We start from the raw sequence: 24,004 nt of genomic DNA, 5'->3' as shown, positions 1-24,004 counted from the left end.
CCGCCGACGGGCGCGCTCGGGAAAGCCCCGTCGGCGGCAAAGCGCCGACCTACGTTCGCGGTCCGCTGCAGAACGCGGCGTAGTCGATATAGCCGGGGAAATCGCGGCCGGGCGCGCACACCGGGCAGTCGGGGTCGGGTGCCAGCCGGGTCTGCCGGAACTGCATGCGCAGCGCGTCGAACTGCAGCAGGCGGCCGCGCAGCGGTTCGCCGATGCCCAGCAGCAGCTTCAGCACCTCGGTCGCCTGCAGCAGGCCGATGACGCCCGGCAGCACGCCGAGCACGCCGACCTCCGAGCAGTTGGGCGCGGCCTCGGGCGGCGGCGGCTCGGGAAACAGGCAGCGGTAGCAGGGGCAGGCGCCGCGCTGGCGACCGGCATCGAACACGCTGGCCTGGCCCTCGAAGCGGTGCACCGCGCCGTAGACCAGCGGCTTGCGGTGCAGGACGCAGGCATCGTTGAGCAGGTAGCGCACCGGGAAGTTGTCGGCGCCGTCGAGCACCACGTCGACGCCGTCGAGCAGCCGGTCGATGTTGGCGCTGGTGACCCGCTCGGCCACGGGCTCGATGCGCGTGCGTGGATTCAGCCCGGCCAGCGTGGTCGCGGCCGACAGCACCTTGGGCTGGCCGATGCGCTCCTCGGCGTGCAGGATCTGCCGCTGCAGGTTGCTGCGGTCGACCACGTCGTCGTCGGCGATGCGCAGCGTGCCGACGCCGGCCGCGGCCAGGTAGTACGCCGCCGGCGAGCCGAGGCCGCCGGCGCCGACCACCAGCACCGTGGCCTCGGCAAGGCGGGTCTGTCCGTCCAGGCCGATTTCCGGCAGCCGCAGGTGGCGCGAGTAGCGCTCGTGGAAATCCAGGTCGATGCCCGCGTCGGGCGGCGTCAGCGGCAGGCCCTCGGCCTGCCAGCGCGTGGTGCCGCCGGCGACCGAGGCGACGTCGCGCCAGCCCTGCGCGGCCAGCGCCTCGGCGGCCGCGCGCGAGCGCGCGCCGGTCTGGCAGATCAGCAGCAGCGGCGCGTCGCGATCGGGCACGTGCGTGGCGGGCGCGGCTTCCAGCGCGCCTTTCGCCACGCCCTGCGCCCCTTCGGCCATGCCGGTCGCGCGTTCGTGCGCCTCGCGCACGTCGATCAGCCGCGCGCCCCGCGCCTGTCGCTGCCGGGCTTCGGCCGGGCTCAGTTCCTGGATCGTCATGCGGCGATTATCGCGTGATTCCGACAAGCAAACCCGCGGTTCTGCCGGGGGACTGCAAGGGTTTGAGGTTTCCGGCAGTTGGTCTCCCCTCCGCGCGTGCGCGCGGACAGGGAGTGCGAAGCGCTGGGTTGGGGTGAGGGCGTAGTGCGGGCGCGACGATCAGGGTTTGACAACGATACTGCGCCCTCATCCGCCCCTTCGGGGCACCTTCTCCCGCGTGCGGGAGAAGGGACAAGGCGTTGCCGCCTTCCGGCGGCACGCGCGGCTTCCTCGGCTTCAGTACGGCAGCAGTTCGACCACCGCACCGGCGTCGTAGTCGCACGCGCCCTCGCCCAGCACGATCAACGCATCGGAATCGGCGGCGGCATGCATGCGGTGCGAGCCGTCGGCGGGGTTCGGGGTCACCTGCGAGACGCCGGCTGCATCGATCTGCCAGCGGCCACGCAGGAATTCCAGCCGTTCGTGCCGTTTGTGCCAGGCGTCGGTCAGGCGCGCGCGACGCAGCGGTCGCGGCGCCCTGCCCTGCAGGCCGTCGACCAGGCGGCGCCCGATCGCCAGCCACGTCGCCAGCACCGAGACCGGGTTGCCCGGCAGGCACAGGAACAGCGCCGGCCCCAGCGTGCCGCCCTCGGCCAGCAGCAGCGGCATGCCGGGCTTCATCCGTACCTTCCAGAAGCGCACGCGGCCGCGCGCCTGCAGCAGGGCCGGCAAGTGGTCCTTCTCGCCGGCGGACACGCCGCCGCAGGTCAGCACCAAGTCGAAGGCCTCGCCGGCGTGGCGCAGCGCCGAGGTGATCTGCGCCGGGTCGTCGGGCAAGGTCGGGAACGCCACCGGTTCCAGCCCCTCGGCGCGCAGCAGGCCCATCAGCTGCTCGCGGTTGGAGTTGTAGATCTGCCCGGGCCGCAGCGGCATGCCGGGTTCGACCAGCTCGTCGCCAGTGGCGAACACCGCGACCGTCGGGCGCCGCGCGACGTCCAGCTGCGCGATGCCCTGCGACGCGGCCAGCGCGATGCGGCTCGGGGTCAGCACGTCGCCGGCGCGCAGCAGCAGGTCGCCGACGCGCGAGTCCTCGCCGGCGCGGCGCACGTGCTGGCCGGGTCGCGGCGCGACCAGGACCTCGACCCAGTCACCGTCGGCACGGCTGCCGTCGATGCGCGTGGCTTCGATGCGGCTGGCTTCGATACGCGTGTTCTCCTTCATCACCACCGTGTCGGCGCCTTCCGGCATCTGCGCGCCGGTGGTGATGCGCAGGCACTGCCCGGGTTCGAGCCGGAAATCGCCGGTCAGGCCGGCGAACTGGTCGCCGACCAGCTGCAGCCGGGTCGGGCCGTCGGCGGCGAGATCGGCATGGCGCAGCGCGAAACCGTCCATCGCCGAGTTGTCGAACGGCGGCTGCGGCAGGCCGGCGACGACGTCGCGCGCCTGCACGTGGCCATGCGCGCGCGACAGCGACAGCGGGATCGCCGCGAGCCGGCGTTCGGCGGCCACCGCGTCGACGATCGCGCAGGCCTCGTCGAAGCCGATGCGGAACGGGAATTCGGCCGTCTGCCGATCAGTCGCGGGCGATGCCGGCATCGTCGAGGTCTTCCGGAGTGTTGAGGTTGCCGAAGCGTACACCGTCGAAACGCACGCACTGCATGCCCAGGACCTGCTGCAGGGAACGCACGGCGAAATCCTGCGAGGCCAGCGCCGTACGCGTCGCCTCGCGCAGCGCGGCGACCGGCCACAGCGCGACCAGCGGCTGCACGCCGTCGGCATCGCGGGCGTGGGCGCCGTGAGTGCCGGCATGGTGGACCAGCGTCCGCAGCAGGCAGTCGTTGACGTCGACCAGGTCGACCGGCAGCGTCAGCAGCCACGGCGTGGCCGTCGCCGCGGCCAGCGCGTCGAGGCCCGACAGCGGGCCGGCGTCGGGAACGCGGTCGGGCACGGCCGTCAGACCATGCGCCGCGTAGCGCGGCAGGTCGCGGTTGGCGCTGACCAGGAAATGCCCGCTCTCGGCTGCGAACCGGCGCTGCCAGCGCAGCACCTGCGGCACGCCGCCGCGCACCAGCCAGGCCTTGTCCAGGCCGCCGAGCCGCGAGGCGCGGCCACCGGCGAGGATGCCGACGGTGACGTCGGGGAACGCGGGCGCATGCGACGCGCTCATCGTCCGGTCCTGGCCAGCGGCCGCGTCACTTGCGCTTGACGTGGCGGATCAGCCGCTTCTTCTTCGCCAGCTGGCGGTCGGTCAACACGTTCTTCTTGTCCTTGTACGGGTTGTCGCCTTCGCGGAACACGAAGCGCACCGGCGTGCCGACCAGCTTGAAGCGCTTGCGGAAGAAGTTCTCCAGATAGCGCCGGTAGCTTTCGGGCAAGGTGCGCAGGCGGTTGCCGTGGACCACGATCGTCGGCGGGTTCTCGCCGCCGGGATGGGCGAAGCGCAGCTTGGGCGCGTGCCCGCGCACGACCGGCGGCGGATTGCTCTCGTAGGCGATCTCGAGCGCCTTGGTGACATCGGCCGTGCTGAACTTGTAGTTGGCCGACGCGTGCGCGTGGTGGATCGCGCGGAACAGCTCGCGCAGCCCGGAGCCGTGCCTGGCGCTGATGCGCACCGTCTCGGCCCAGGGCACGAACGCCAGCTTGCGCGACAGCAGCGCCTCGGTCTGCTCGCGCTGGTAGTCGCTGAGCCCGTCCCACTTGTTGACCGCGACGACCAGCGCCCGGCCCGAATCCAGCACCGCACCCAGCACGCTGGCGTCCTGGTCGGTCACGCCCTCGCTGGCGTCGATCATCACCACCGACACCTGCGAATGCTCGATCGCCTGCAGGGTCTTGATGATCGAGAAGGTCTCGACGGCCTCGTCGACCTTGGACTTGCGGCGGATGCCGGCGGTGTCGACCAGCCGGTACTTGCGGCCGTCACGCTCGAGGTCGACCTCGATCGAATCGCGCGTGGTGCCGGCGACCTCGGAGGCGATCATCCGCTCCTCGCCGAGGATGCGGTTGACCAGCGTCGACTTGCCGACGTTGGGACGGCCGACGAAGGTCACGCGGATGCGTTCGGGGTCGCTGTCGAGCAACTCGCCGTCGCCGGTCTCGGGCAGCTTCTCCAGCACCGCGTCGACCAGCTCGTCGATGCCGTGGCGGTGCGCCGAGGAGATCGCGTGCGCATCGGCGAAGCCGTAGCGCGAGAACTCGGCGATCGCGCTGCGCGCATCGAGGCCGTCGGTCTTGTTGATGACCAGGAACGTCGGTTTGTCGATCTTGCGCAGCCAGCGCAGGATCTCGTCGTCGAGCGCCGAGGCGCCCTCGCGCCCGTCGACCACGAACAGCACCAGGTCGGCCTCGGCGGCCGCCGCGCGCGACTGCTTGGCGGTCGGGCCTGCCAGGCCCTCGTGCTTGAGGTGCACGTTCTCGCCGGCGATGCCGCCGGTGTCGACCAGCGCGAACGGACGTTCGGGATCGAGCCGGCAGACCCCGTAGTGGCGGTCGCGGGTCACCCCCGGCTCGTCGTGGACGAGCGCGTCGCGGGTACGGGTCAGCGCGTTGAACAGCGTCGATTTGCCGACATTGGGGCGGCCCACGAGGGCGACGAGCGGAAGCATGCGGAAGGATCCGGAAGAATGGAACGGAAGGAACAGGCGCGGAAAACCGGTCGCGCGGATACGCGAGGCCCCGGGCAGCGAGGCTGCCCGGGGCCGTATTGTCGCACCAGAAGCGAGGGCCTACTGCGCGATGCGCCAGGCGCTGACGTTGCCGTCGATGTTCTGGACCACGAGGATACCGTCGGCGACGACCAGCGCGCCCTTGATCGGGTCGCGGCCGGCCCGCTGGCGCGCAGCGAACTCGCCGTCGTCCAGGCGCAGCCAGTGCAGGTAGCCGTCGAGATCGCCGACCACGGCGTACTCGCCCTGCACCGCCGCGCCGGTCAGGTTGCGGCGGGCCAGCCTGTTCTGCTGCCACACGGCGGTGCCGCTGTACTTGTCGAGCGCCCAGACCACGCCGTCGCGGTCGCTGACGACCACGCGCTGCGCCGATACGCCCGGACGATTCGAGCCGCCGTGTTCGCTGGCCCACAGCGGGCGGCCGCTCGGACCTTCGATGGCCATCGTCTGCTGGCGATAGCTGCTGGCGAACAGCACCGCCTCGTCCAGCACCGGGGTGCCGTCGATGTCGGCCATGCGCTCGAGCTCGGTGCGCCCTTCCGGTTGCGCCACGGTCTGCTCCCACAGCACCCGGCCGTCGGCCAGCGACAGGCCGACCACGGAGCCGTCGTCGTTGCCGACGAAGCCGAAACCGGGGCCCAGCACCGGCGCGTCGTTGCCGCGCACGGTCAGCGCCGGCATCTCGGTGGTCCAGAACCAGCGACGCTGGCCGTTGCCGGCCTCGAACGCGGTCACGCGCCCGTCGTTGGAGCGCACCAGCACCAGCCCCTGGCCGATCGCCGGCGCGGCGATGACCTCGTTGCCGACCTTGGCCTGCCAGCGCTCCTCGCCGGTCGCGGCGTCGAGGGCGACGACCTCGCCGTCGAGGCTGCCGACGACGACCAGGCCGTCACCGACGCCGGGGCCGCCACTCAGGCGCAGGTCCGAGGGGTGATGCCACACCGTGGCCCCACTCTGCAGGTCGAGTGCGCGCACGCCGCCCTTGATCGCGGCGACGTAGACACGGCCATCGGCGACGGCCGGCCCCTGGCGCGCACCGATGCGGCCCTCGCCCTTGCCGGCGTTGGCGCTCCACAGGCGCGAAACCGTGATCGTGGGCGTGATGTCGACCAGCGGCGACGGCTCCGACAGGGCCTTCTGCTGGGCCTTCTCGCTGTTGCCGCCGAACCAGCCGCGGACGGTGCTGCAGCCGCTGACCGCGACCACGCACAGGACGACGGCGGCGATCCGCAGGACGCCGGACGCGGCGCGCGGGGAAGAAGCGTGCGGAACGGCGGTGTTCGCCATCTGCTGGGTCATCAGGATTCAACCTCGGATGCGTCGGGGGTGCCGCCGACTTCGGAAAGCTTCAGTTCCAGCAGGCCGCGCTGCGGCGCGGCGCTGTCGAGCCGGCGCAGGGCCTCGGCGTAGTCGTCGCGGGCCTGGTCGGTGTGCTCGAGCGCGAAGTGCGCATCGCCGCGTGCCTCCAGCGCAACGGCATTGTCCGCGCCGGCCAGCAGCGTCACCGCATCCTCGCCGCGGCCGGCGTCGGTCAGCAGCCGCGCCAGGCGCTGCTGGACCACGGCGGAGATGCCGATATCGGAGTCGCGTGCGGCCTGCAGCGTCGCGATGGCGCCATCGCGGTCGTCGGCATCGAGCTGCGCCTTGGCCAGCTGCAATGCCAGCAGCTCGCCGTAGGCGGTGTCGGGCAACGCATCGACCTGGCCCGCGGCCTTGTCGAGATCGCCGGCGGCGATGCTCGCCAGCACGCCCTGGTAGGTCGCGTGCTCGGCGACCCGCTGGTTGTAGGTATGGTTCTTCCACCACGACCAGCCGAAGATCAGGGCACCGCCAATGGCCGCACCGGCCACCAGGCCCAGGCTGTTCTCGCGGAGCCAGGCCTTGACCCGCTCCCCCTGCTCGCGCTCGTCCAGCAACTCGTCAATAGCCATATGTTCTCTGGGCCCGCGCACACGGGCGGGTCTCAACGGAAAGGAATGTCCGCGCCGCGCACGGGTGGCGCCGGAGCGGATTCGCGCGGGACGCGATTACTCGGCGACCGGGGCGAGGACGCCGCCAGAGGATACCGTAAAGCGTGCGACGTTCGCCCGCTGGAACCGGGACAGATCCTGAACGTCGCCATCGCGGAGCACCTCCACCGCGCCGGCGTTGCCGAGCACGATGCGGCCGAGGTCGTCGGCATCGAACCGGCGTTCCTGGCCGGCCTGGACCAGCGCCTGTTCCAGCTGGGAGCCGTCGGCGGCGCTGACGTCGATCCAGCTGTCGCCGGAGAAACGCAGCGTCAGCGTCGCGCCCTGCTGCGGCGCATCGTCCGGGACCGCCGCGGGCGCCGGCTGCTGCGTGCGCTTGGGAAGCTGGGCCAGCGATGCGGTCAGCGGGCGCGGCCCCTCGGACTGCGGTGCCGGCGTGGCGGCATCGGCACCGTCGCCGGTGCCATCGATGCCCAGCGAGGCGGTGATTTCGGACGGTGCGCCGAGATGCGGCCGTGCCGCCATCCAGACCGGCACCACGATCAGCGCGGTGATGACCACATACACCGCGCGTCCCATCGTCTTGTCGAGCAGGCGCTGCATCGGCGGTGTATAGGTGCGGGGCGTCAGCGTCGGCGGCCGCACCTCGGCCGCTTCGGGGACGGCGTCGGCGAGCGACTCGGGCAGCTTCAGCAGACGCAGGTAGCTGCGCAGCTGGCCGCGAACGAAGACCTGCGCACCGAGCCGGGCCCAGTTCTCGCGTTCCAGCGCATCGACCACCCGGACCTGCATGTGCAGGCGCGAGGCGACCTCGGCCTGGCTCAATCCGGCCCGTTCACGTGCGCTTCGCAGCTGCTCCCCGACCCCAGACGATGCGGCTGGCGTGGTCTGGTTCGAAGCACTCATGGTGAACTGGCATCCCGTGGCTGGAGGTGAGCGGCCTGCGGGAATTCGCTATGCAGGCGCTGGAGATAGCGGTTGGCGGCGGGCTCGTTTCCGAGTCTCTGCTCGATCTGTGCCGCCATCTGCAATGCTGCCGCAGTTGTGGGGGGCACGGCAAGCCGTCTTTGCGAAAAAGCGCGTGCATCGAAGTAGCGCCCGTGGCCGAAGCGGTATTCGGTCATCGCCTCCAGCGCCACGGCATTCTCCGGATCGAGCTCGAGCGCCGCGCGCAGGTTGCGTTCGACCTGGGCGATATCGCCCGCGCGCATGCCGCAGGCACCGGCATTGGCCAGGGCCGCGGCCGGCTGGCCGTAGCCGGAATCGGCCAGCGCCTGCTCGAAATAGGCCAGCGACTCGCCTTCGCGGCCGTTGCCGCACAGCCAGGCGCCGTAGTTGTTGAGTTCCGCGCCACGGCCCGGGGCCAGCTCCATCGCCTTGCGGTACAGCGCGCCGGCTTCCGCGGACCGGCCTCGGCGCTCGCTGATCACCGCGAGCACGGTATTGGCATCGGCCGAGGCCGGATCGGCGCGCAGCGCAGCCCTTGCCGCGCGGTCGGCGGCGTCGAGTTCGCCCGCCTGCAGCTCGCGGGTGGCGATCGCCAGCTGCTCGCGACCCTCGCTGCGGCGCCTGCTCTCGGGCGTCTCGCGGAAATCGTAGCTCCGTGCACGCTCGCCAACGGTAGGCTTGACGAAACCGGTCTTCGCGCAGCCGGCCAGTGCGACGACTGCGGCAACCAGGATGAGCGCAGCGCTACGCGGCAGCATCGACATCGCCCCCACCGGCGGCATCGAGCCGCTTGCGGTGCTCGGCCTGGCGGCGGGTGCGGTCGGCAACCTGCCCCTTCAGCTGGCCGCAGGCGGCATCGATGTCGTCGCCGCGGGTGCGACGGACCGGGGCGATGCGGCCGGATTCGTTGAGCAGCTTCTGGAAGCGCCGGATCGCGGCATCGTCCGGACGCTCGTAGCGGGTGCCGGGGAACGGGTTGAACGGGATCAGGTTGACCTTCGCCGCGTCCTTCATCTGCAGGCGGTTGTCGAACTCGCGCATCAGCCGGGCCAGCTCGCGCGCGTGCCGCGGCTGGTCGTTGACGTCCTTCATCAGGGTGTATTCGAACGTCACCGACTCGCCGCGCCTGCGCTGCGCGTAGCGCACGCAGGCGTCCATCAGCTCGGCGATCGGGTACTTCCTGTTCAGCGGCACCAGCTGGGTACGCAGCTCGTCGGTCGGGGCATGCAGCGACACCGCCAGCGACACGTCGCTGACCTCGCCGAGCCGGTCGATCTGCGGCACCAGGCCGGACGTCGACAGCGTCACGCGCTTGTTGGCCAGGCCATAGCCCAGGTCGTCGCGCATGATGCTCATCGCACGCACGACGTTGTCGAAGTTCATCAGCGGCTCGCCCATGCCCATCATCACGACATTGGTGAGCCGGCGCTGCTTGTGCGGCACGTTGCCCAGGTGCTTCGCCGCGACCCAGACCTGGCCGATGATCTCGGCGGTCGACAGGTTGCGGTTGAAGCCCTGGGTCGCGGTCGAGCAGAACGTGCAGTTCAGCGCGCAGCCGACCTGCGACGACACGCACAGCGTGCCGCGGCCCTTGTCGGGAATGTAGACGGTCTCGATCGCGTTCTTGCCGTCCATCGCCAGCAGCCACTTGTGGGTGCCGTCGGTGGAGGGCTTCTCGAACTGGATCTGCGGCACCCGGACTTCGGCATGCGCCTGGAGCTTGGCGCGCAGCGCCTTGCCCAGGTCGGTCATCTCGTCGAAATCGGTGACGTGCCGGTGGTGGATCCACTTCATGATCTGGTGGGCACGGAAACGCTTCTCGCCGAGGGTCTCGGCGAAAAAGCGCTCCAGCCCCTCGCGATCGAGGTCGAGCAGGTTCTGCTTGTCGACGCGGACGTCGCTGGCGACCTCGGTCACGATGGCATCACTCAACGGGAGACGACTTCGTCGTCCTGGAAGAAATAGGCGATCTCGGTCTTCGCGTTGTCGACCGAGTCCGAGCCGTGGGCGGCGTTGGCGTCGATCGATTCGGCGAAGTCGGCACGGATCGTGCCCGGTGCGGCGTCCTTGGGGTTGGTCGCGCCCAGCAGCTCACGGTGCAGCGCCACGGCGTTCTCGCCTTCCAGCGCCTGGATCATCACCGGACCCGAGGTCATGAACTCGACCAGCGCGTTGAAGAACGGACGCTCGCGATGGACCGCATAGAAGCCTTCCGCGTCCTCGCGGCTGAGCTGCTTGTACTTGGCGGCCACGATCTTCAGGCCCGCCTTCTCGAAACGGGTATAGATCTCGCCGATGACGTTCTTGGCAACGGCATCGGGCTTGATGATGGACAGGGTGCGCTCGAGCGCCATCTGGGATTCTCCGGACATTGAACGGCCGTCCGCTCCGGAACGACCGAGGTTAACATGGAAAAACCCGCGACAGGACGCGGGTTTAGCCGACATGGCTGCGGCAATTCTAACGTATCGCGCGCAACTTGACCCGTTCCCCGGAGGCGACGGGTCATTGACGCGTCAGCTCGACCCGGCATAACATCAAACAAGCGTTTGATTCAGGGCGGGCCCACGGCTGCATGAACACCGGTCAGTTCTCCACCAAAGACAAGATCCTCGGCGCGGCGGAGGAGCTGTTCGCGGCCCATGGCTTCGCCGGCACGTCGCTGCGCCAGGTCACCAGCCGCGCCGACGTCAACATCGCCGCGGTCAACTACCACTTCGGCAGCAAGGAGAACCTCGTCAACGAGGTGTTCCGGCGGCGCATGGACCAGATGAGCGCGCAGCGCCTGGCGCAGCTGCGCGAGGCGCTGTCCGCGCACCCGGGCGAGATCGAGCCGATCATCGCCGCCTTCGTCGAGCCGGCCCTGGACATGGCCACCGGCCGCCACGGCAGCGGCGCCTTCGTGCGGGTGATCGCACGCGCCTATGTCGAGAAGAACGACGCCCTGCGCAAGTTCCTGTCCGAACAGTACGGCCACGTGCCGCGCGAGTTCGCCGCGGCGCTGGGCGCCTGCCTGCCCGGCCTGGGCAAGGCCGAGCTCTACGGCCGGCTGGACTTCCTCGCCGGTGCGTTGACCTATGCGATGGCCGATTTCGGCCTGATCAAGCGCCCGGCCGGCACCACCGAGCGCGACCACCGGACCCGCATCGCCGGCGAATTGATCCGCTTCGCCGCAGCGGGATTCAGAAGCTGATGCAGGCCGCGGATCCATGCCGATGAACGCGGATACGACATCCAGTCCCATCGATCGAACCCGGATGATCGATACCAGGTCCGATCCCCTCGAAGTCCCGGAGAGCGGGCGGGTCCACCACCCGCTCCCGCTCCCGTTCCTGTTTCCCGATCCGTGTTCATCGGCGTCGATCCGCGGCTGAACACGCTTTTCCACCATGGAGTTGCAGACAATGTCCGAGAAATTGCTTGTACGGCGTGCCGCGGTCCTCGGGGCCGGGGTCATGGGTGCGCAGATCGCCGCGCACCTGACCAACGCCGGCGTCGACACCGTGCTGTTCGACCTGGCCGCCAAGGAGGGCCCCGCCGACGGCGTGGTGCTCAAGGCCATCGCCAACCTCGGCAAGCTGAGCCCGGCGCCGCTCGCCAGCAAGGCGCTGGCCGAGGCGATCGTGCCGGCCAACTACGACACGGGCCTGGACCAGCTGGAAGGCTGCGACCTGATCATCGAGGCGATCGCCGAGCGCATGGACTGGAAGCAGGACCTGTACCGCAGGATCGCCCCGCACGTCGCCGACCACGCGGTGCTGGCCAGCAACACCTCGGGCCTGGGCATCAACGCGCTGGCCGACGTGCTGCCCGAACAGCTGCGCCACCGCTTCTGCGGCGTGCATTTCTTCAACCCGCCGCGCTACATGCACCTGGCCGAACTGATCCCGGCCAGGACCACCGACAAGGCGGTGCTGGAAGGACTCGAAACCTTCCTGACCACCAACGTCGGCAAGGGCGTGGTCTATGCCAAGGACACGCCGAACTTCATCGGCAACCGCATCGGCGTGTTCTCGATCCTGGCCACGGCGCACCATACCGCCGAGGCCGGCCTGGGCTTCGACGAGGTCGACGCGATCACCGGCCCGCTGATCGGGCGGCCGAAGTCGGCGACCTACCGCACTTCCGACGTGGTCGGCCTGGACACGATGGCCCATGTCATCAAGACCATGGCCGATACCCTGCCCGACGACCCCTGGCACCGCTACTTCAAGTCGCCGGCCTGGCTGGAGGCGTTGATCGCCAAGGGCGCGCTGGGCCAGAAGACCGGCGCAGGCATCTTCCGCAAGGTCGGCAAGGACATCGTCGTGCTGGACCTGGATAAACAGGACTATCGTCCTGCGGATCGCAAGGCCGCCGACGAGGTGGTCGAGATCCTGAAGACCAAGAACCCGGCGGAGAAGTTCGCGAAGCTGCGCGAAAGCCGGCACCCGCAGGCGCAGTTCCTGTGGGCGGTGTTCCGCGACCTGTTCCACTACAGCGCCTACCACCTGGCCGACATCGCCGAGACCGCGCGCGACGTCGACCTCGCGATCCGCTGGGGCTACGGCTGGTCGCTCGGCCCGTTCGAGACCTGGCAGGCCGCGGGCTGGAAGCAGGTCGCGCAGTGGATCGCGGACGACATCGCCGCCGGCAAGGCGATGAGCGATGCACCGCTGCCCGGCTGGGTGCTCGACGGCCGCGACGGCGTGCATGCGGCGGAAGGCAGCTACAGTCCGTCGAAGGACGCGCTGGTGCCCCGCTCCACGCTGCCGGTCTACAAGCGCCAGCGCTTCCCCGACCCGCTGCTGGGCGAGCGCTTCGACCAGGGCGAGACGGTGTTCGAGAACGACGGCGTGCGCATGTGGCATGACGGCGACGGCATCGCAGTGGTCAGTTTCAAGACCAAGATGAATACCGTCTCCGACCAGGTGCTCGACGGCATCCAGGAATCGATCGGCATCGCCGAGCGCGACTTCCGCGGCGTGGTGCTGTGGCAGCACAAGGAGCCGTTCTCGGCCGGCGCCGACCTCGCCGGCGCGCTCGGCCTGCTGCAGGCCGGCAAGCTGGACGCCTTCGAGGCGATGGTGGCCAACTTCCAGGCCACCAGCCAGCGCATCAAGTACTCGCTGGTGCCGGTGGTCGCGGCGGTGCGCGGCCTCGCGCTCGGCGGCGGCTGCGAGTTCCAGATGCACAGCGCCCGCACGGTTGCGCACCTGGAGAGCTACATCGGCCTGGTCGAGGCCGGCGTCGGCCTGCTGCCGGCCGGCGGCGGACTGAAGGAACTGGCGGTGCGCGCCTCGCAGGCCGCCGGCCCCAACGGCGACGTGTTCGCCGAACTGAAGAAGACCTTCGAGACGGTGGCGATGGCCAAGGTCTCGGCTTCGGCGGTCGAGGCGAAGGCGCTGGGCCTGCTGCGCGCCAACGACCTGGTGACCTTCAACGCCTTCGAGCTGCTGTACGTCGCCCGCCAGCAGGCCGCGGCACTGGCCGAAAGCGGCTACCGTCCGCCGCTGCCCGCGCGCCGCATCCGCGTCGCCGGCGACGTCGGCATCGCCACCTTCCGCATGCTGCTGGTCAACATGCTGGAGGGCCGTTTCATCAGCGAGTACGACGACGAGATCGCCACCCGCATCGCGACCGTGCTGTGCGGCGGCGACGTCGACCGCGGCGCGATCGTCGACGAGGACTGGCTGCTGCGGCTCGAGCGCCGGCACTTCGTCGAACTGGCGCAGCAGGACCGGACCCAGGCCCGCATCGCGCACATGCTCAAGACCGGCAAGCCGTTGCGCAACTAGAGGCCAGGGACCGGAGGCCGGGGGCCTGGGAGAAGTGTCCCGCTCCCGCCCCCTCCGGAATCCGCCGCCCCGCTTTTTCCCGGCCCCTGGCCCCTGGCCTCCGGCCCCTTCGATCAGGAACCACCAATGACCCGTCAAATCCAGGACGCCTACATCGTCGCCGCCACCCGCACCCCGGTTGGCAAGGCACCCAAGGGCGTGTTCCGCAACACCCGCCCCGACGACATGCTCGCGCATGTCCTGAAGTCGGTCGTCGCCCAGGCGCCGGGCATCGACACCTCGCGCATCGATGACGCGATCATCGGCTGCGCGATGCCCGAGGGCGAGCAAGGCATGAACGTGGCGCGCATCGGCGTGCTGCTGGCCGGCCTGCCCGACACCGTCGCCGCGCAGACCATCAACCGCTTCTGCTCGTCCGGCCTGCAGGCCGTGGCGCTGGCGGCCGACCAGATCCGCCTCGGCAATGCCGACCTGATGCTGGCCGGCGGTACCGAGAGCATGAGCATGGTGCCGATGATGGGCAACAAGGTCGCGCTGTCGCCCTCCGTGTTCAAGGACGACCATGTCGCCATCGCCTATGGCATGGGCATCACCGCCGAGAAGGTCGCCGAGGAGTGGAAGGTCTCGCGCGAGGACCAGGACGCGTTCGCCCTGGCCTCCCACCAGAAGGCGATCGCCGCGATCCGGGCCGGCGAGTTCAAGGAGGAGATCAGCCCCTACGAGATCGTCTCGCACGTGCCCGACCTCGCCGGCAACGCCGTGCGGCTGAAGAAGCTGCTGGTCGACACCGACGAGGGGCCGCGTCCGGACTCGTCGATCGAGGGACTGGCCAAGCTGCGGCCGGTGTTCCGCAACGGCCAGTTCGGCGGCAGCGTGACCGCAGGCAACAGCTCGCAGATGAGCGACGGTGCGGGCGCGGTGCTGCTGGCCTCGGAACAGGCGATCAAGGACTACCGCCTGACGCCGCTGGCACGCTTCGTCAGCTTCTCGGTCGCCGGCGTGCGTCCGGAGGTCATGGGCATCGGCCCGATCGCGGCCATTCCCAAGGCGCTGAAGCAGGCGGGGCTGCGGCTGGACGAGATCGACTGGATCGAGCTCAACGAGGCCTTCGCCGCGCAGGCGCTGGCGGTGATCCGCGACAGCGGCCTGGATCCGGGCAAGGTCAATCCGCTGGGCGGCGCGATCGCGCTCGGCCACCCGCTGGGTGCGACCGGCGCGATCCGCACCGCGACCATCGTGCACGGCCTGCGCCGGCGCCAGCAGAAGTACGGCCTGGTGACGATGTGCATCGGCACCGGCATGGGCGCGGCCGGGATCATCGAAGCGCTCTGACTGCCGGATTCGCGGCCGTCGGAAAAATAGAAGGGCGGCCAATGGCCGCCCTTCCCTTTTTTCCGGAAATTTCCCGGGCGTTTTCCGCGCGCGGGCGTCCGCGGCCGCGGATCGGTCACTCCAGGTCGCGCACGCCCAGTTCGCCCAGCGCATTGCGCATCAGCGCCGCGGCCGGCTCGCTGAGTTTTTCGTTGTCGAGGGCATAGCTGATCGTCGCCTCGATCAGGCCCAGGTGCGTACCGCAGTCGAAACGCGTGCCCTTGAAGCGGTAGGCGTGCACGGGCTTCTCGTCCAGCAGGGCGGCGATGGCATCGGTCAGCTGGATTTCGCCGCCGGCACCGGGGGTGGTGTTCTCCAGCAGCTCGAAGATCCTGCCGTCGAGGACATAGCGGCCGACGACCGCCAGGTTGCTCGGCGCATCCTCCGGCTTCGGCTTCTCGACCATGCGGTTGATGCGGCCATGCCGGCCTTCGAACGCATCCGTTGCGACGATGCCGTAGCTGGCGGTCTTCTCCGGCGGTACGTCCTGGACCGCGATCATGCTGGCGCCGGTCGATTCGGCGGCGTCCGCCATCTGCTTCAGCGCGCCGTCGCCGTTGCGGTTCCAGATCAGGTCGTCGGGCAGCATCACCGCGAACGGCTCGTCGCCGACGATGGATTTCGCGCACAGCACGGCGTGGCCCAGGCCCAGCGCCTCGGGCTGGGTGACGAAGATCGCACGGACGCCGTCGGGAAGCGGGTTGCGGATCTTCTCCAGAAGCTCGGTCTTGCCGGCCGCCTCGAGCCGGTCCTCGAGTTCGTAGGCCTTGTCGAAGTAGTCGCCGATCGCGTGCTTGTAGCGATTGGTGACGAAGATCAGCGTGTCGCAGCCGGCCGCGACCGCCTCGTCCACCGCGTACTGGATCAGGGGCCGATCGACGATCGGCAGCATTTCCTTGGGTACCGTCTTGGTCGCCGGCAGGAAGCGCGTTCCCAGGCCTGCGACCGGGAACACTGCCTTGCGGATCCTTTGGGTCATGGTTGTCTCGCGTGTCGTGGGGGGAAGGCAACGATCGTCGCGCCTGCGTTCTGCGGCGACGTCGGAATCTGCGGGGTGAATTCGGGGACCGCGTCGCGCAAGGATGCACCGAGCAGCTCGAGATCGTAGCGGGCGACCCCGTCGCGCAGCCGCGTCAGCGCGGCGGCCAGGCGCTCCGCATGCACGGCGCGCGCCTCGGCCTGCAGGATCTTGGGGTGCTGGGTCGGGCGATAGCGCTCGTCGGAATGGAACAGCGTCTCGTGCAGCTTCTCGCCCGGACGCAGCCCGGAATAGATGATCGCGACATCGCGTCCCGGCTGCTTGCCGGCCAGCCGGATCATCTGTTCCGCCAGCAGGCGGATCGACACCGGCTCGCCCATGTCGAGCGTGTACACCGCCTGCGGCGAGCCGATCGCCACCGACTGCATGATCAGCTGGCAAGCCTCGGGAATGGTCATGAAATAACGCGTCACCTCCGGATCGGTGACGGTCACCGGGCCGCCGCGACGGATCTGCTCGCGGAACAGGGGAACGACGCTGCCGGCCGAATCGAGCACGTTGCCGAAGCGCACGGTGATGAAATGCGTGGTCTGCGACGCGGCCAGGTCCTGGCAGACCATCTCGGCCAGGCGCTTGGTGGCACCGAGGACGTTGACCGGGTCTACCGCCTTGTCCGTGGAGATCAGCACGAACGTGCCGACGCGATGCTTGATCGCCGTGGAGGCGACGGTATGCGTGGCCAGCACGTTGTTGCGCACGCCTTCGCGCAACTGCCGCTCCAGCACCGGCACCTGCTTGTAGGCGGCGGCGTGGAACACGGCTTCCGGAGCCGCGAGCTGCATCGCGTAGTCGACGACGGCATGGTCGCCGCAGTCGCCGAGGACCGGGACGATCTCGATATGCGGAAAATCGCGCTGCAGTTCCGCATCGATCCGGGTCAGCGCCAGTTCGTCGATCTCCAGCAGCGCGATGCGCGAAGCGCCATGGCGCGCGCACTGGCGGCAGAGTTCGGACCCGATCGAGCCGCCGGCGCCGGTCACCAGGACGCTGCGGCCGCGCAGCCAGCCGCGGATCGCCTTCCAGTCCGGCATGACCGGCTTGCGCCCCAGCAGGTCCTCGATCGCGACCTTCTTCAGCTCGCCCGGCAGCGAGCGTCCTTCGAGCAGGTCGTCGAGCTTGGGCACCGTGCGGAACGGCAGGCCGGTCTTCTCGCAGGCGGCCACGACCGTGCGCATCTGCGCGGCGTCGGCCGAGGGCATGGCGATGACCAGCAACTTGGTGGCGGTTTCCGGCGCGATCCGCTCCACGTCCGCGACGCGGCCGAGCACGGGCACGCCCTGCAGCTGGCTGCCGCGCAGCTTGGCGGCATCGTCGAGGAAACCGACCGGATCGTAGGCGCCGGTCCGGCGCAGGTCGCGCACCAGCGTCTCGCCTGCCTGGCCCGCGCCCAGGATCAGGACCCGGACCGCCGACTGGCTGGTCCGGGTGGTGCCGTGATCCTTCCAGGTCCGGTACAGCAGCCGCGGCATGCCCAGCAACGCGGTGAGCATCAGCGGGTACAGCACCAGGACCGAGCGCGGCACCTGGTCGAGGCGGTTGTACAGGAACAGCACCAGCACGATCGCCAGCAGCCCGAGTACCGCCGCCTTGAGGATGTTCAACAGGTCCGGGACGCTGGCGAAACGCCACACCCCGCGATACAGGCCGACCTTCCAGAAGATCAGGCCCTGGGCCAGCAGGATCAGCGCGATCTCCGTGGACCACGTCTGCAGCGACGGCGCATTGGGCATCACCGCGAGGCGGAACTGGTGCAGGCCGACCCAGCACAGCCAGACCATCGTCAGGTCGTGGAGGACCACCGCTGCACGCGGCGCTGCGACGCTGAACCGGTCCTTCCAGCTAGTCATTGCGACTCTTCCCTGACGATGCCACCCGGCGTCGATGCCGGGCGCGGAGATGGAACCAGATGGCGGCGCTCAACGCGTACCACGATACGATGCCTCCCATGATAGTCGTAATGGCACTCTCCATCAGCAGCAACATCAGGCCAAGCGACAGCAGGGCCCAGACAAGATAGCCGACGCTGACCGCGACATGCGAGCGACCCTGCTGCACGCATTGCTGATAGCAGTGCTGGACATGCGGGGTCCACCAGCGTTCGCCGCGCAGCATGCGTGAAGCCAGTGTCAACGCCGCGTCAACCAGGAACGCCGCCATCGGCAGCGTCAGCAACCAGACCCGCACCGGATCGTCCAGGCCCGACAGTGCGAACAGGATCGCCAGCAGATAGCCCAGCGCCCCGCTGCCGACATCGCCGAGGAAGATCCTGGCCCTGGGGGCATTGAACGGCAGGAAACCGGCGCAGGCGGCCACGGTCGCCAGCGCAAGGCACAGCGCGCCTGCCGACGGGGCCAGGCAGGCCGCCGCCACGGCGACCAGCATCGCCTGGCTGGTGGCGATCCCGTCGATCCCGTCCATGAAGTTCCAGACGTTGACCAGCCCGACCGCGAGCAGTGCGGCGCTGCAGGCGAACCAGATGCCGGCGCCCGATTGCCAGACCGCGGCGCCCAGCAGCAGCGCGGCGATCCCGTGCACGCCCAGTCGCAGCCACGGCGACAGGGGCCGGTGATCGTCGACCCAGCCGACGCTGGCGACCAGCAGCAGGCCCGCCGATCCACCCGCCAGCAGCGCCCGCAGCTGTGGCCACCAGCAGGCGGCGAAGCCCAGCGCGAGCAGCATCGCCGCGACGATCGCGATGCCGCCGCCGCGTGGCGTGGCGATGGCGTGGCTCCGGCGTGCGCCCGGTTCGTCGAGCAGCCGGCGCCACAGCGCATAGCGTCGCGCCAGCCAGGTACCGGCCAGGGCGACGCAGAAGACGGATACAAGCAGCAGTCCGGGCTGGGGCGTGCCGGCCACTTCAGACGACGGCGTAATTGAGCAGGGGCTTGATGGTGCCCCACTCCTTGCAGCTCGGGCATTGCCAATGGTGGCTGCGCGCGCCGAATCCGCACTGCTTGCAGCGGTAGCTCGGATTGCGGACCAGCAGCTGTTCGGTGATCAGCCGCAGTTCCTGCAGCGTGCCGGCGTGATCGACGCCGTCGGCCAGGGTCAGGTCGATCAGCGCGGCCTCGCCGCGCACCGACGGCCGGTCCTTGAGCTGGCGGGCCAGATACCCGCGTGCGGCATGCACGCCCTCCTCCGCCTCGACCAGACGCGTCAGCGCCAGGACCGGCGCCACGCCCTTGTAGTGCTCGGTCATCTGCGACAGGAAATTGCGCGCGCCCGGCGTGTCGCCGACCCGCTCGTAGGCCGCCAGCAGCGGCGAGAGGATTTCCGGCAGGAAATCGGGATCGTGCCGGGCGGCGCGTTCGAACGCACGGATCGCGGCCACGTCGTTGCCGGCCTCGATCTCGATCCGGCCCTCGAGGATACCGGCGCGGACGGAGCCGGAATCGGCCGCATAGGCGCGCTTGACCGCGGCGCGCGCGCCGTCCGCGTCACCTGCCGAACGCAGCCGGTCGGCCAGCTCGCATTCGAACTGGGCGATCAGCTTGCCCATCGGCTCGCCGGTGACCGCCTCGTAGCGCGTCGCGTTGTCGATCGCCTTCTGCCAGTCGCGCTCGGCCTGGTAGATGCCGATCAGGTGGCGCAGCGCCTGCGGGGCGCGCTGGTCGATGCGGGCGAGATCGGTGAACACCGTTTCGGCGCGGTCGAGCAGCCCCGACTTCATGTAGTCCTCGCCGAGCGCCAGCAACGCCTGGACCCGCTGCTGGTCGGTCAGGTCGCTGCGCTGGACCAGCCCCTGGTGCAGGCGGATCGCACGGTCGACCTCGCCGCGGCGACGGAACAGGTGGCCGAGCGCGACCTGGGTCTCGAACGTGTCCTTGTCGAGTTCGGCGATGTGCAGGAACAGCTCGATCGCCTTGTCGGGCTGCTCGTTGAGCAGATAGTTCAGGCCGCGGAAATAGGTCGTCGACAGGCGACTGACCTGGGTGTCGCTATGGCGTTCGCCGCCGCGCCGGCCGATGACCCAGCCACTGAGCGCGGCCACGGGCAGCAGCAGGAAGAACCAGAACCATTCGGTGACAAACGCCATGCAGCAACGCTCCATGAAAGCGGCCGGTGCCGTCGCGCGCAGCCCGCCTGCATGCGCGGCGGGGCTCCGATGCCCGACAGCCGAAGAGGACGGCCTGGAACCGGGACGATCCTAACCGGTTGGAGTTCGGTCGCGCCAACGCGTGCAGGTGCGACAGGAAAAAGGGCCGGAGCAAGCCCGAGGGCAGGTCCGGCGAAAGAACGATCAGTCCTCCGGCGGCAGCGGCAGCACGTCGCTGACCCGGTCGCGGAGTTCCTTGCCCGGCTTGAAATGCGGGACGTGCTTGCCCGGCAACGCGACCGCATCCCCGGTCTTGGGGTTGCGCCCGGTCCGCGGCGGGCGGAAGTGGAGCGAGAAGCTGCCGAACCCGCGGACTTCGATGCGGTCGCCGTTGGCCAGCGCACCGCCCATCATTTCGAGCATGGCCTTCACCGCCAGGTCGACATCCTCGCCCTTGAGGTGCGTCTGGCGCTGGGTCAGCAGTTCGATGAGTTCCGACTTCGTCATGTGTCGATCGTGCAGATGCGAAACGCCGGCCCGGGACGGATCCCGGACCGGCGCCATCCGCATTACTCGGACTTGTTGCCCAGCTGCTCGCGCAGCAGCGCGCCCAGCTTGGTGGTGCCGCTGGAGGCTTCCGCCGCCGCCTTGTTGTACTCGGCCAGCGATTCCGCCGCCTCGGCCTCGTCCTTGGCGCGGATCGAGAGCTGCAGCACGCGGGTCTTGCGGTCCATGCCGAAGTACTTGGCCTCGATCTGCTGGCCGACCTTCAGGTGCTGGCTGGCATCGTCGACGCGCTCGTCGCTGATGTCGCGGGCCTGCACGTAGCCTTCCACGCCGTCACCCAGGTCGATCAGCGCACCCTTGGCGTCGACTTCCTTCACCGTGCCCGACACCTTCGAGCCACGCGGAGTGTTGGCCATGAACTGGCCCAGCGGATCCTGCTCGAGCTGCTTGACGCCCAGCGAGATACGCTCGCGCTCCGGATCGACCGCCAGCACCACGGCTTCCAGGGTGTCGCCCTTCTTGAAGTTGCGCGCGACGTCCTCGCCGGTGGAATTCCAGGTGATGTCCGACAGGTGGATCAGGCCGTCGATGCCGCCGTCCAGGCCGATGAACACGCCGAAATCGGTGATCGACTTGATCTGGCCCTCGACCTTGTCGCCCTTCTTGTGGATCGCGGCGAAGGTTTCCCACGGATTCGAGGTGACCTGCTTGATGCCCAGCGAGATGCGGCGACGCTCCTCGTCGACGTCCAGCACCATCACTTCGACGTCGTCGCCGACCTGCACGACCTTGGACGGGTTGACGTTCTTGTTGGTCCAGTCCATCTCGGACACGTGCACCAGGCCCTCGACGCCCGGCTCGATCTCGACGAACGCGCCGTAGTCGGTGACGTTGGAGACCTTGCCGAACACGCGGGTGTTGGCCGGGTAGCGGCGCGCGATGTTGTCCCACGGATCCTCGCCCAGCTGCTTGAGGCCGAGGCTGACGCGGTTGCGCTCGCGATCGTACTTGAGCACGCGGACGTCGAGCTCCTGGCCCACTTCCACGACTTCGGACGGATGGCGCACGCGCTTCCAGGCCATGTCGGTGATGTGCAGCAGGCCGTCGATGCCGCCGAGGTCGACGAACGCGCCGTAGTCGGTGAGGTTCTTGACCACGCCCTTGAGCACGGCGCCCTCGACCAGCTTCTCCATCAGCTGCTCGCGCTCTTCCGAGTGCTCGCTCTCGACCACCGCACGGCGCGAGACGACCACGTTGTTGCGCTTGCGGTCGAGCTTGATCAGCTTGAACTCGAGTTCCTTGCCCTCGAGGTAGACCGGGTCGCGGACCGGACGCACGTCGACCAGCGAGCCCGGCAGGAACGCGCGGACGTCCTTGATGTCGACGGTGAAGCCGCCCTTGACCTTGCCGCTGATGCGGCCGGTGATGGTCTCGTTCTTCTCGAGCGCTTCCTCGAGTTCGTCCCACACCATGGCGCGCTTGGCCTTCTCGCGCGACAGCACGGTCTCGCCGAAGCCGTTCTCGAGCGAGTCCAGCGCCACCTTGACGGTGTCGCCTTCCGCGACGTCGATCTCGCCGGCGTCGTTACGGAACTGTTCGATCGGCACGATGCCTTCGGACTTCAGGCCGGCGTTGATCACCACCACGTCGGTGCGCACCTGCACGACGACGCCGGTGACGATGGCGCCCGGCTTGAGCTTGGCCAGGTTGGTCTGGCTCTGTTCGAACAGTTCTGCGAATGATTCGGTCATTGGTAAGTTACCTGGTTGATTCAGACTGCGGGCCGCGGAACTTCCGCGCCATGCCTGCAGTCCACCCGTTTGTCGGCCGTCGCGGGATTGCATGGGCCGTGAGTGTTGAAGTGGATGGAAATCCGGCCGGCAACGCCTGCGCGTCGACGGACGGGATGGGTACTGCGGTTACAACGAACTGCATGGGCAAACGTGCAGGCCCGAGCCTGCCGCGCGCCCGCCCGGCGTGGACCTCAGTCCCGCCGGGGCAACAACGCCAGCACCTGCGTGACGACTTCCTCGATGCCCAGACCGGTGGTGTCGATGCGGACGGCGTCGTCGGCCGGCCGCAATGGCGCCACCGCGCGGTTGGCGTCGCGGGCGTCGCGCGCAAGGATCTCGCGCAGCAGACCGTCCATTGTGACGGAAACTCCCTTGTCCTTCAACTGTTTATAGCGCCTTTCGGCCCGTTCCTCGGCGCTGGCGGTCAGGAACACCTTGTAGCCGGCGTCGGGGAAGATGACCGTGCCCATGTCGCGGCCGTCGGCCACCAGCCCCGGCGCCCGCCTGAATGCGCGCTGCCGGTCCTTGAGCGCGGCACGCACTTCGGGGATCGCGGCAATCGCCGACGCGGCCGCTCCCGCGGTTTCCGTGCGCAGCTCGTCGGTCGCGTCGTGGCCGTTGACCAGCACCCGCAGTTCGCCGCCCCGCTCCTCGAAGCCGATCGTGGTGTCGAACGTGCAGCGCACCAGCGCCGCGGCATCGCCCAGATCGAGGTTGGCCCAGCCGGCGGCGACGCCGACCGCGCGATACAGCGCGCCGGAGTCCAGGTAATGCCAGCCCAGGCGGGCGGCCACGAGCCGGCTGACCGTGCCCTTGCCGGAACCGGACGGGCCATCGATCGTCAGAACGGGCACTTCGGCCGTCATTGTCACCCCCAGGTTGGGCGCCGGAATCCACACAGGATGCCAAGCGCTTGAATCGAGAAGAATTTACCCGCTAGAATAGCCGGCTTGATCGTTTTATCCCATCCCAGAGGTTTGTCATGAAGGTCCTGTCCTCCCTGAAGTCGGCGAAGACCCGCCACCGCGATTGCAAGGTCGTGCGTCGTCGCGGCAAGGTCTTCGTGATCTGCAAGTCCAACCCGCGTTTCAAGGCGCGCCAGCGCTGAGTCACGCCGGACGTGCGCCTGTCGCCCGTGGCCTGTCGGCATGGGCACGTGGCGCCAAGCGTCGAGCGAAGGCCGCAGCAATGCGGCCTTTTGCTTGCGCGCAGGTGGACCGGGGCACGCGGATTCCGCGACGCAGTCCGTCATTTCGCCATGGCCGCGAGGCGGTACCGCGCAGTTGGCGGGTTTTCTGTTAAATAGGGGCCACCGGGCCACCCGCGGCCCGATTCCACCTGTCCTAGGAGCGTTCGACATGCCGCGTCCCCTTGCCACGGCCCTGGCCGGTTCCGTCCTGAGCGGCGCGCTGCTCATCTGCGCCGCGCCCGCTTCCGCCGACACGCTGCTGATCGACCGCAGCCGGCAGACCGCCAACATGGCCGTTCCGACGCGCGGCATGAGCATGGCCCAGGTCGAGGCCAGCTTCGGCGCGCCGGCCGAGCGGCTGGACCCGCGCGGCGGCCAGAAGCGCCAGTGGCCGACGATCAACCGCTGGGTCTACCCGGCGTTCACCGTGTACTTCGAGAACAGCCGGGTCATCGACACCGTCGTCAACCAGGCGGCCGCGTCCGAGGTCGGACCCAAGCCCGCGATCCGCTGACCCCCGCACCGCGCTGGACGTGCACCT

General features: G+C 69.3%; 22 protein-coding genes. 5 read left to right on the top strand and 17 right to left on the bottom strand.

Translation table 11 applies throughout. The features are described from left to right. Positions 1-49: 49 nt before the first annotated feature. From moeB to ndk, 10 genes are all read right to left on the bottom strand, one after another. Positions 50-1,189, bottom strand: a complete 1,140-nt coding sequence (moeB, locus tag LDO26_RS02005) for a molybdopterin-synthase adenylyltransferase MoeB (RefSeq protein WP_232129385.1) — start codon at positions 1,187-1,189, stop codon at positions 50-52. 276 nt (positions 1,190-1,465) lie between these two features. Then, positions 1,466-2,764 carry a molybdopterin molybdotransferase MoeA gene (locus LDO26_RS02000; protein WP_232129384.1) on the bottom strand — a complete coding sequence of 433 codons (1,299 nt, stop codon included), beginning with the start codon at positions 2,762-2,764 and terminating at the stop codon, positions 1,466-1,468. Further along, positions 2,742-3,335, bottom strand: a complete 594-nt coding sequence (gene mobA / locus LDO26_RS01995) for a molybdenum cofactor guanylyltransferase (protein WP_232129383.1) — start codon at positions 3,333-3,335, stop codon at positions 2,742-2,744. Before mobA ends, LDO26_RS02000 begins: the two co-directional genes overlap by 23 nt. A gap of 25 nt (positions 3,336-3,360) precedes the next feature. Next, complete coding sequence (gene der / locus LDO26_RS01990; RefSeq protein ID WP_232129382.1) at positions 3,361-4,773, bottom strand: ribosome biogenesis GTPase Der; 1,413 nt, start codon at positions 4,771-4,773, stop codon at positions 3,361-3,363. A gap of 120 nt (positions 4,774-4,893) precedes the next feature. Next, on the bottom strand, positions 4,894-6,120 hold the full coding sequence (bamB, locus tag LDO26_RS01985) for an outer membrane protein assembly factor BamB (protein WP_232129406.1): 1,227 nt from the start codon (positions 6,118-6,120) through the stop codon (positions 4,894-4,896). Between the two features lie 11 nt (positions 6,121-6,131). After that, positions 6,132-6,764, bottom strand: coding sequence for a YfgM family protein (locus LDO26_RS01980; RefSeq protein WP_232129381.1), 633 nt, complete (start codon positions 6,762-6,764; stop codon positions 6,132-6,134). Between the two features lie 96 nt (positions 6,765-6,860). Continuing rightward, entirely contained in the window at positions 6,861-7,709 is an 849-nt protein-coding gene (locus LDO26_RS01975) for a helix-turn-helix domain-containing protein (protein ID WP_232129380.1), read from the bottom strand. Further along, positions 7,706-8,515 (bottom strand): type IV pilus biogenesis/stability protein PilW, encoded by an 810-nt coding sequence (gene pilW, locus LDO26_RS01970; RefSeq protein ID WP_435594010.1) that lies wholly within the window; start codon positions 8,513-8,515, stop codon positions 7,706-7,708. The genes LDO26_RS01975 and pilW overlap by 4 nt, the downstream gene beginning before the upstream one ends. After that, on the bottom strand, positions 8,496-9,683 hold the full coding sequence (gene rlmN / locus LDO26_RS01965) for a dual-specificity RNA methyltransferase RlmN (protein ID WP_232129379.1): 1,188 nt from the start codon (positions 9,681-9,683) through the stop codon (positions 8,496-8,498). The genes pilW and rlmN overlap by 20 nt, the downstream gene beginning before the upstream one ends. After that, positions 9,680-10,105, bottom strand: a complete 426-nt coding sequence (ndk, locus tag LDO26_RS01960) for a nucleoside-diphosphate kinase (RefSeq protein WP_232129404.1) — start codon at positions 10,103-10,105, stop codon at positions 9,680-9,682. The genes rlmN and ndk overlap by 4 nt, the downstream gene beginning before the upstream one ends. A 221-nt stretch (positions 10,106-10,326) precedes the next feature. Between ndk and LDO26_RS01955 the strand changes: the two genes are divergently transcribed. From LDO26_RS01955 to LDO26_RS01945, 3 genes are all read left to right on the top strand, one after another. Then, entirely contained in the window at positions 10,327-10,944 is a 618-nt protein-coding gene (locus LDO26_RS01955; RefSeq protein ID WP_232129378.1) for a TetR/AcrR family transcriptional regulator, read from the top strand. Between the two features lie 211 nt (positions 10,945-11,155). Continuing rightward, positions 11,156-13,528 carry a 3-hydroxyacyl-CoA dehydrogenase/enoyl-CoA hydratase family protein gene (locus LDO26_RS01950; RefSeq protein WP_232129377.1) on the top strand — a complete coding sequence of 791 codons (2,373 nt, stop codon included), beginning with the start codon at positions 11,156-11,158 and terminating at the stop codon, positions 13,526-13,528. A gap of 126 nt (positions 13,529-13,654) precedes the next feature. After that, entirely contained in the window at positions 13,655-14,860 is a 1,206-nt protein-coding gene (locus LDO26_RS01945; protein ID WP_232129376.1) for an acetyl-CoA C-acyltransferase, read from the top strand. Positions 14,861-14,975: 115 nt separating this feature from the next. On the opposite strand, the gene galU is transcribed toward LDO26_RS01945, so the two are convergent. The 7 genes from galU to cmk form a co-directional block, all read right to left on the bottom strand. Next, positions 14,976-15,878, bottom strand: a complete 903-nt coding sequence (gene galU / locus LDO26_RS01940) for a UTP--glucose-1-phosphate uridylyltransferase GalU (protein WP_232129375.1) — start codon at positions 15,876-15,878, stop codon at positions 14,976-14,978. Then, positions 15,875-17,785 carry a polysaccharide biosynthesis protein gene (locus LDO26_RS01935; RefSeq protein WP_232129374.1) on the bottom strand — a complete coding sequence of 637 codons (1,911 nt, stop codon included), beginning with the start codon at positions 17,783-17,785 and terminating at the stop codon, positions 15,875-15,877. Before LDO26_RS01935 ends, galU begins: the two co-directional genes overlap by 4 nt. Then, positions 17,778-18,794, bottom strand: a complete 1,017-nt coding sequence (locus LDO26_RS01930; protein ID WP_232129373.1) for an MraY family glycosyltransferase — start codon at positions 18,792-18,794, stop codon at positions 17,778-17,780. Before LDO26_RS01930 ends, LDO26_RS01935 begins: the two co-directional genes overlap by 8 nt. 1 nt (position 18,795) lies before the next feature. Continuing rightward, positions 18,796-19,974, bottom strand: a complete 1,179-nt coding sequence (gene lapB / locus LDO26_RS01925) for a lipopolysaccharide assembly protein LapB (RefSeq protein WP_232129372.1) — start codon at positions 19,972-19,974, stop codon at positions 18,796-18,798. 204 nt (positions 19,975-20,178) lie between these two features. Further along, positions 20,179-20,481, bottom strand: coding sequence for an integration host factor subunit beta (locus LDO26_RS01920; RefSeq protein ID WP_232129371.1), 303 nt, complete (start codon positions 20,479-20,481; stop codon positions 20,179-20,181). 62 nt (positions 20,482-20,543) lie between these two features. Next, positions 20,544-22,232 carry a 30S ribosomal protein S1 gene (gene rpsA, locus LDO26_RS01915; protein ID WP_232129370.1) on the bottom strand — a complete coding sequence of 563 codons (1,689 nt, stop codon included), beginning with the start codon at positions 22,230-22,232 and terminating at the stop codon, positions 20,544-20,546. A gap of 233 nt (positions 22,233-22,465) precedes the next feature. After that, entirely contained in the window at positions 22,466-23,140 is a 675-nt protein-coding gene (gene cmk, locus LDO26_RS01910; protein WP_232129369.1) for a (d)CMP kinase, read from the bottom strand. Positions 23,141-23,256: 116 nt separating this feature from the next. On the opposite strand from cmk, the gene ykgO reads away from it, so the two are divergent. Both ykgO and LDO26_RS01900 read left to right on the top strand, forming a co-directional pair. Continuing rightward, the gene (gene ykgO / locus LDO26_RS01905) at positions 23,257-23,382 is read left to right on the top strand and encodes a type B 50S ribosomal protein L36 (RefSeq protein WP_005913193.1); all 126 of its coding nucleotides are present in this window, start codon (positions 23,257-23,259) and stop codon (positions 23,380-23,382) included. A gap of 250 nt (positions 23,383-23,632) precedes the next feature. After that, the gene (locus LDO26_RS01900; RefSeq protein WP_232129368.1) at positions 23,633-23,977 is read left to right on the top strand and encodes a hypothetical protein; all 345 of its coding nucleotides are present in this window, start codon (positions 23,633-23,635) and stop codon (positions 23,975-23,977) included. Positions 23,978-24,004: the final 27 nt, after the last annotated feature.

It is taken from the genome of Proluteimonas luteida, from assembly GCF_021191695.1.
GTDB lineage: Bacteria > Pseudomonadota > Gammaproteobacteria > Xanthomonadales > Xanthomonadaceae > Luteimonas > Luteimonas luteida.
This window is presented reverse-complemented; position numbering and strand designations above follow the sequence as displayed.

Coding starts and splice junctions, on each gene's coding strand:
- LDO26_RS01950 (WP_232129377.1), top strand. CDS start 11,156: ATGTCCGAGAAATTGCTTGTACGGCGTGCCGCGGTCCTCGGGGCCGGG.
- LDO26_RS01955 (WP_232129378.1), top strand. CDS start 10,327: ATGAACACCGGTCAGTTCTCCACCAAAGACAAGATCCTCGGCGCGGCG.
- galU (WP_232129375.1), bottom strand. CDS start 15,878: ATGACCCAAAGGATCCGCAAGGCAGTGTTCCCGGTCGCAGGCCTGGGA.
- cmk (WP_232129369.1), bottom strand. CDS start 23,140: ATGACGGCCGAAGTGCCCGTTCTGACGATCGATGGCCCGTCCGGTTCC.
- bamB (WP_232129406.1), bottom strand. CDS start 6,120: ATGGCGAACACCGCCGTTCCGCACGCTTCTTCCCCGCGCGCCGCGTCC.
- moeB (WP_232129385.1), bottom strand. CDS start 1,189: ATGACGATCCAGGAACTGAGCCCGGCCGAAGCCCGGCAGCGACAGGCG.
- lapB (WP_232129372.1), bottom strand. CDS start 19,974: ATGGCGTTTGTCACCGAATGGTTCTGGTTCTTCCTGCTGCTGCCCGTG.
- LDO26_RS01920 (WP_232129371.1), bottom strand. CDS start 20,481: ATGACGAAGTCGGAACTCATCGAACTGCTGACCCAGCGCCAGACGCAC.
- ykgO (WP_005913193.1), top strand. CDS start 23,257: ATGAAGGTCCTGTCCTCCCTGAAGTCGGCGAAGACCCGCCACCGCGAT.
- LDO26_RS01935 (WP_232129374.1), bottom strand. CDS start 17,785: ATGACTAGCTGGAAGGACCGGTTCAGCGTCGCAGCGCCGCGTGCAGCG.
- LDO26_RS01945 (WP_232129376.1), top strand. CDS start 13,655: ATGACCCGTCAAATCCAGGACGCCTACATCGTCGCCGCCACCCGCACC.
- pilW (WP_435594010.1), bottom strand. CDS start 8,515: ATGTCGATGCTGCCGCGTAGCGCTGCGCTCATCCTGGTTGCCGCAGTC.
- LDO26_RS02000 (WP_232129384.1), bottom strand. CDS start 2,764: ATGCCGGCATCGCCCGCGACTGATCGGCAGACGGCCGAATTCCCGTTC.
- LDO26_RS01900 (WP_232129368.1), top strand. CDS start 23,633: ATGCCGCGTCCCCTTGCCACGGCCCTGGCCGGTTCCGTCCTGAGCGGC.
- ndk (WP_232129404.1), bottom strand. CDS start 10,105: ATGGCGCTCGAGCGCACCCTGTCCATCATCAAGCCCGATGCCGTTGCC.
- der (WP_232129382.1), bottom strand. CDS start 4,773: ATGCTTCCGCTCGTCGCCCTCGTGGGCCGCCCCAATGTCGGCAAATCG.
- mobA (WP_232129383.1), bottom strand. CDS start 3,335: ATGAGCGCGTCGCATGCGCCCGCGTTCCCCGACGTCACCGTCGGCATC.
- LDO26_RS01975 (WP_232129380.1), bottom strand. CDS start 7,709: ATGAGTGCTTCGAACCAGACCACGCCAGCCGCATCGTCTGGGGTCGGG.
- LDO26_RS01980 (WP_232129381.1), bottom strand. CDS start 6,764: ATGGCTATTGACGAGTTGCTGGACGAGCGCGAGCAGGGGGAGCGGGTC.
- rpsA (WP_232129370.1), bottom strand. CDS start 22,232: ATGACCGAATCATTCGCAGAACTGTTCGAACAGAGCCAGACCAACCTG.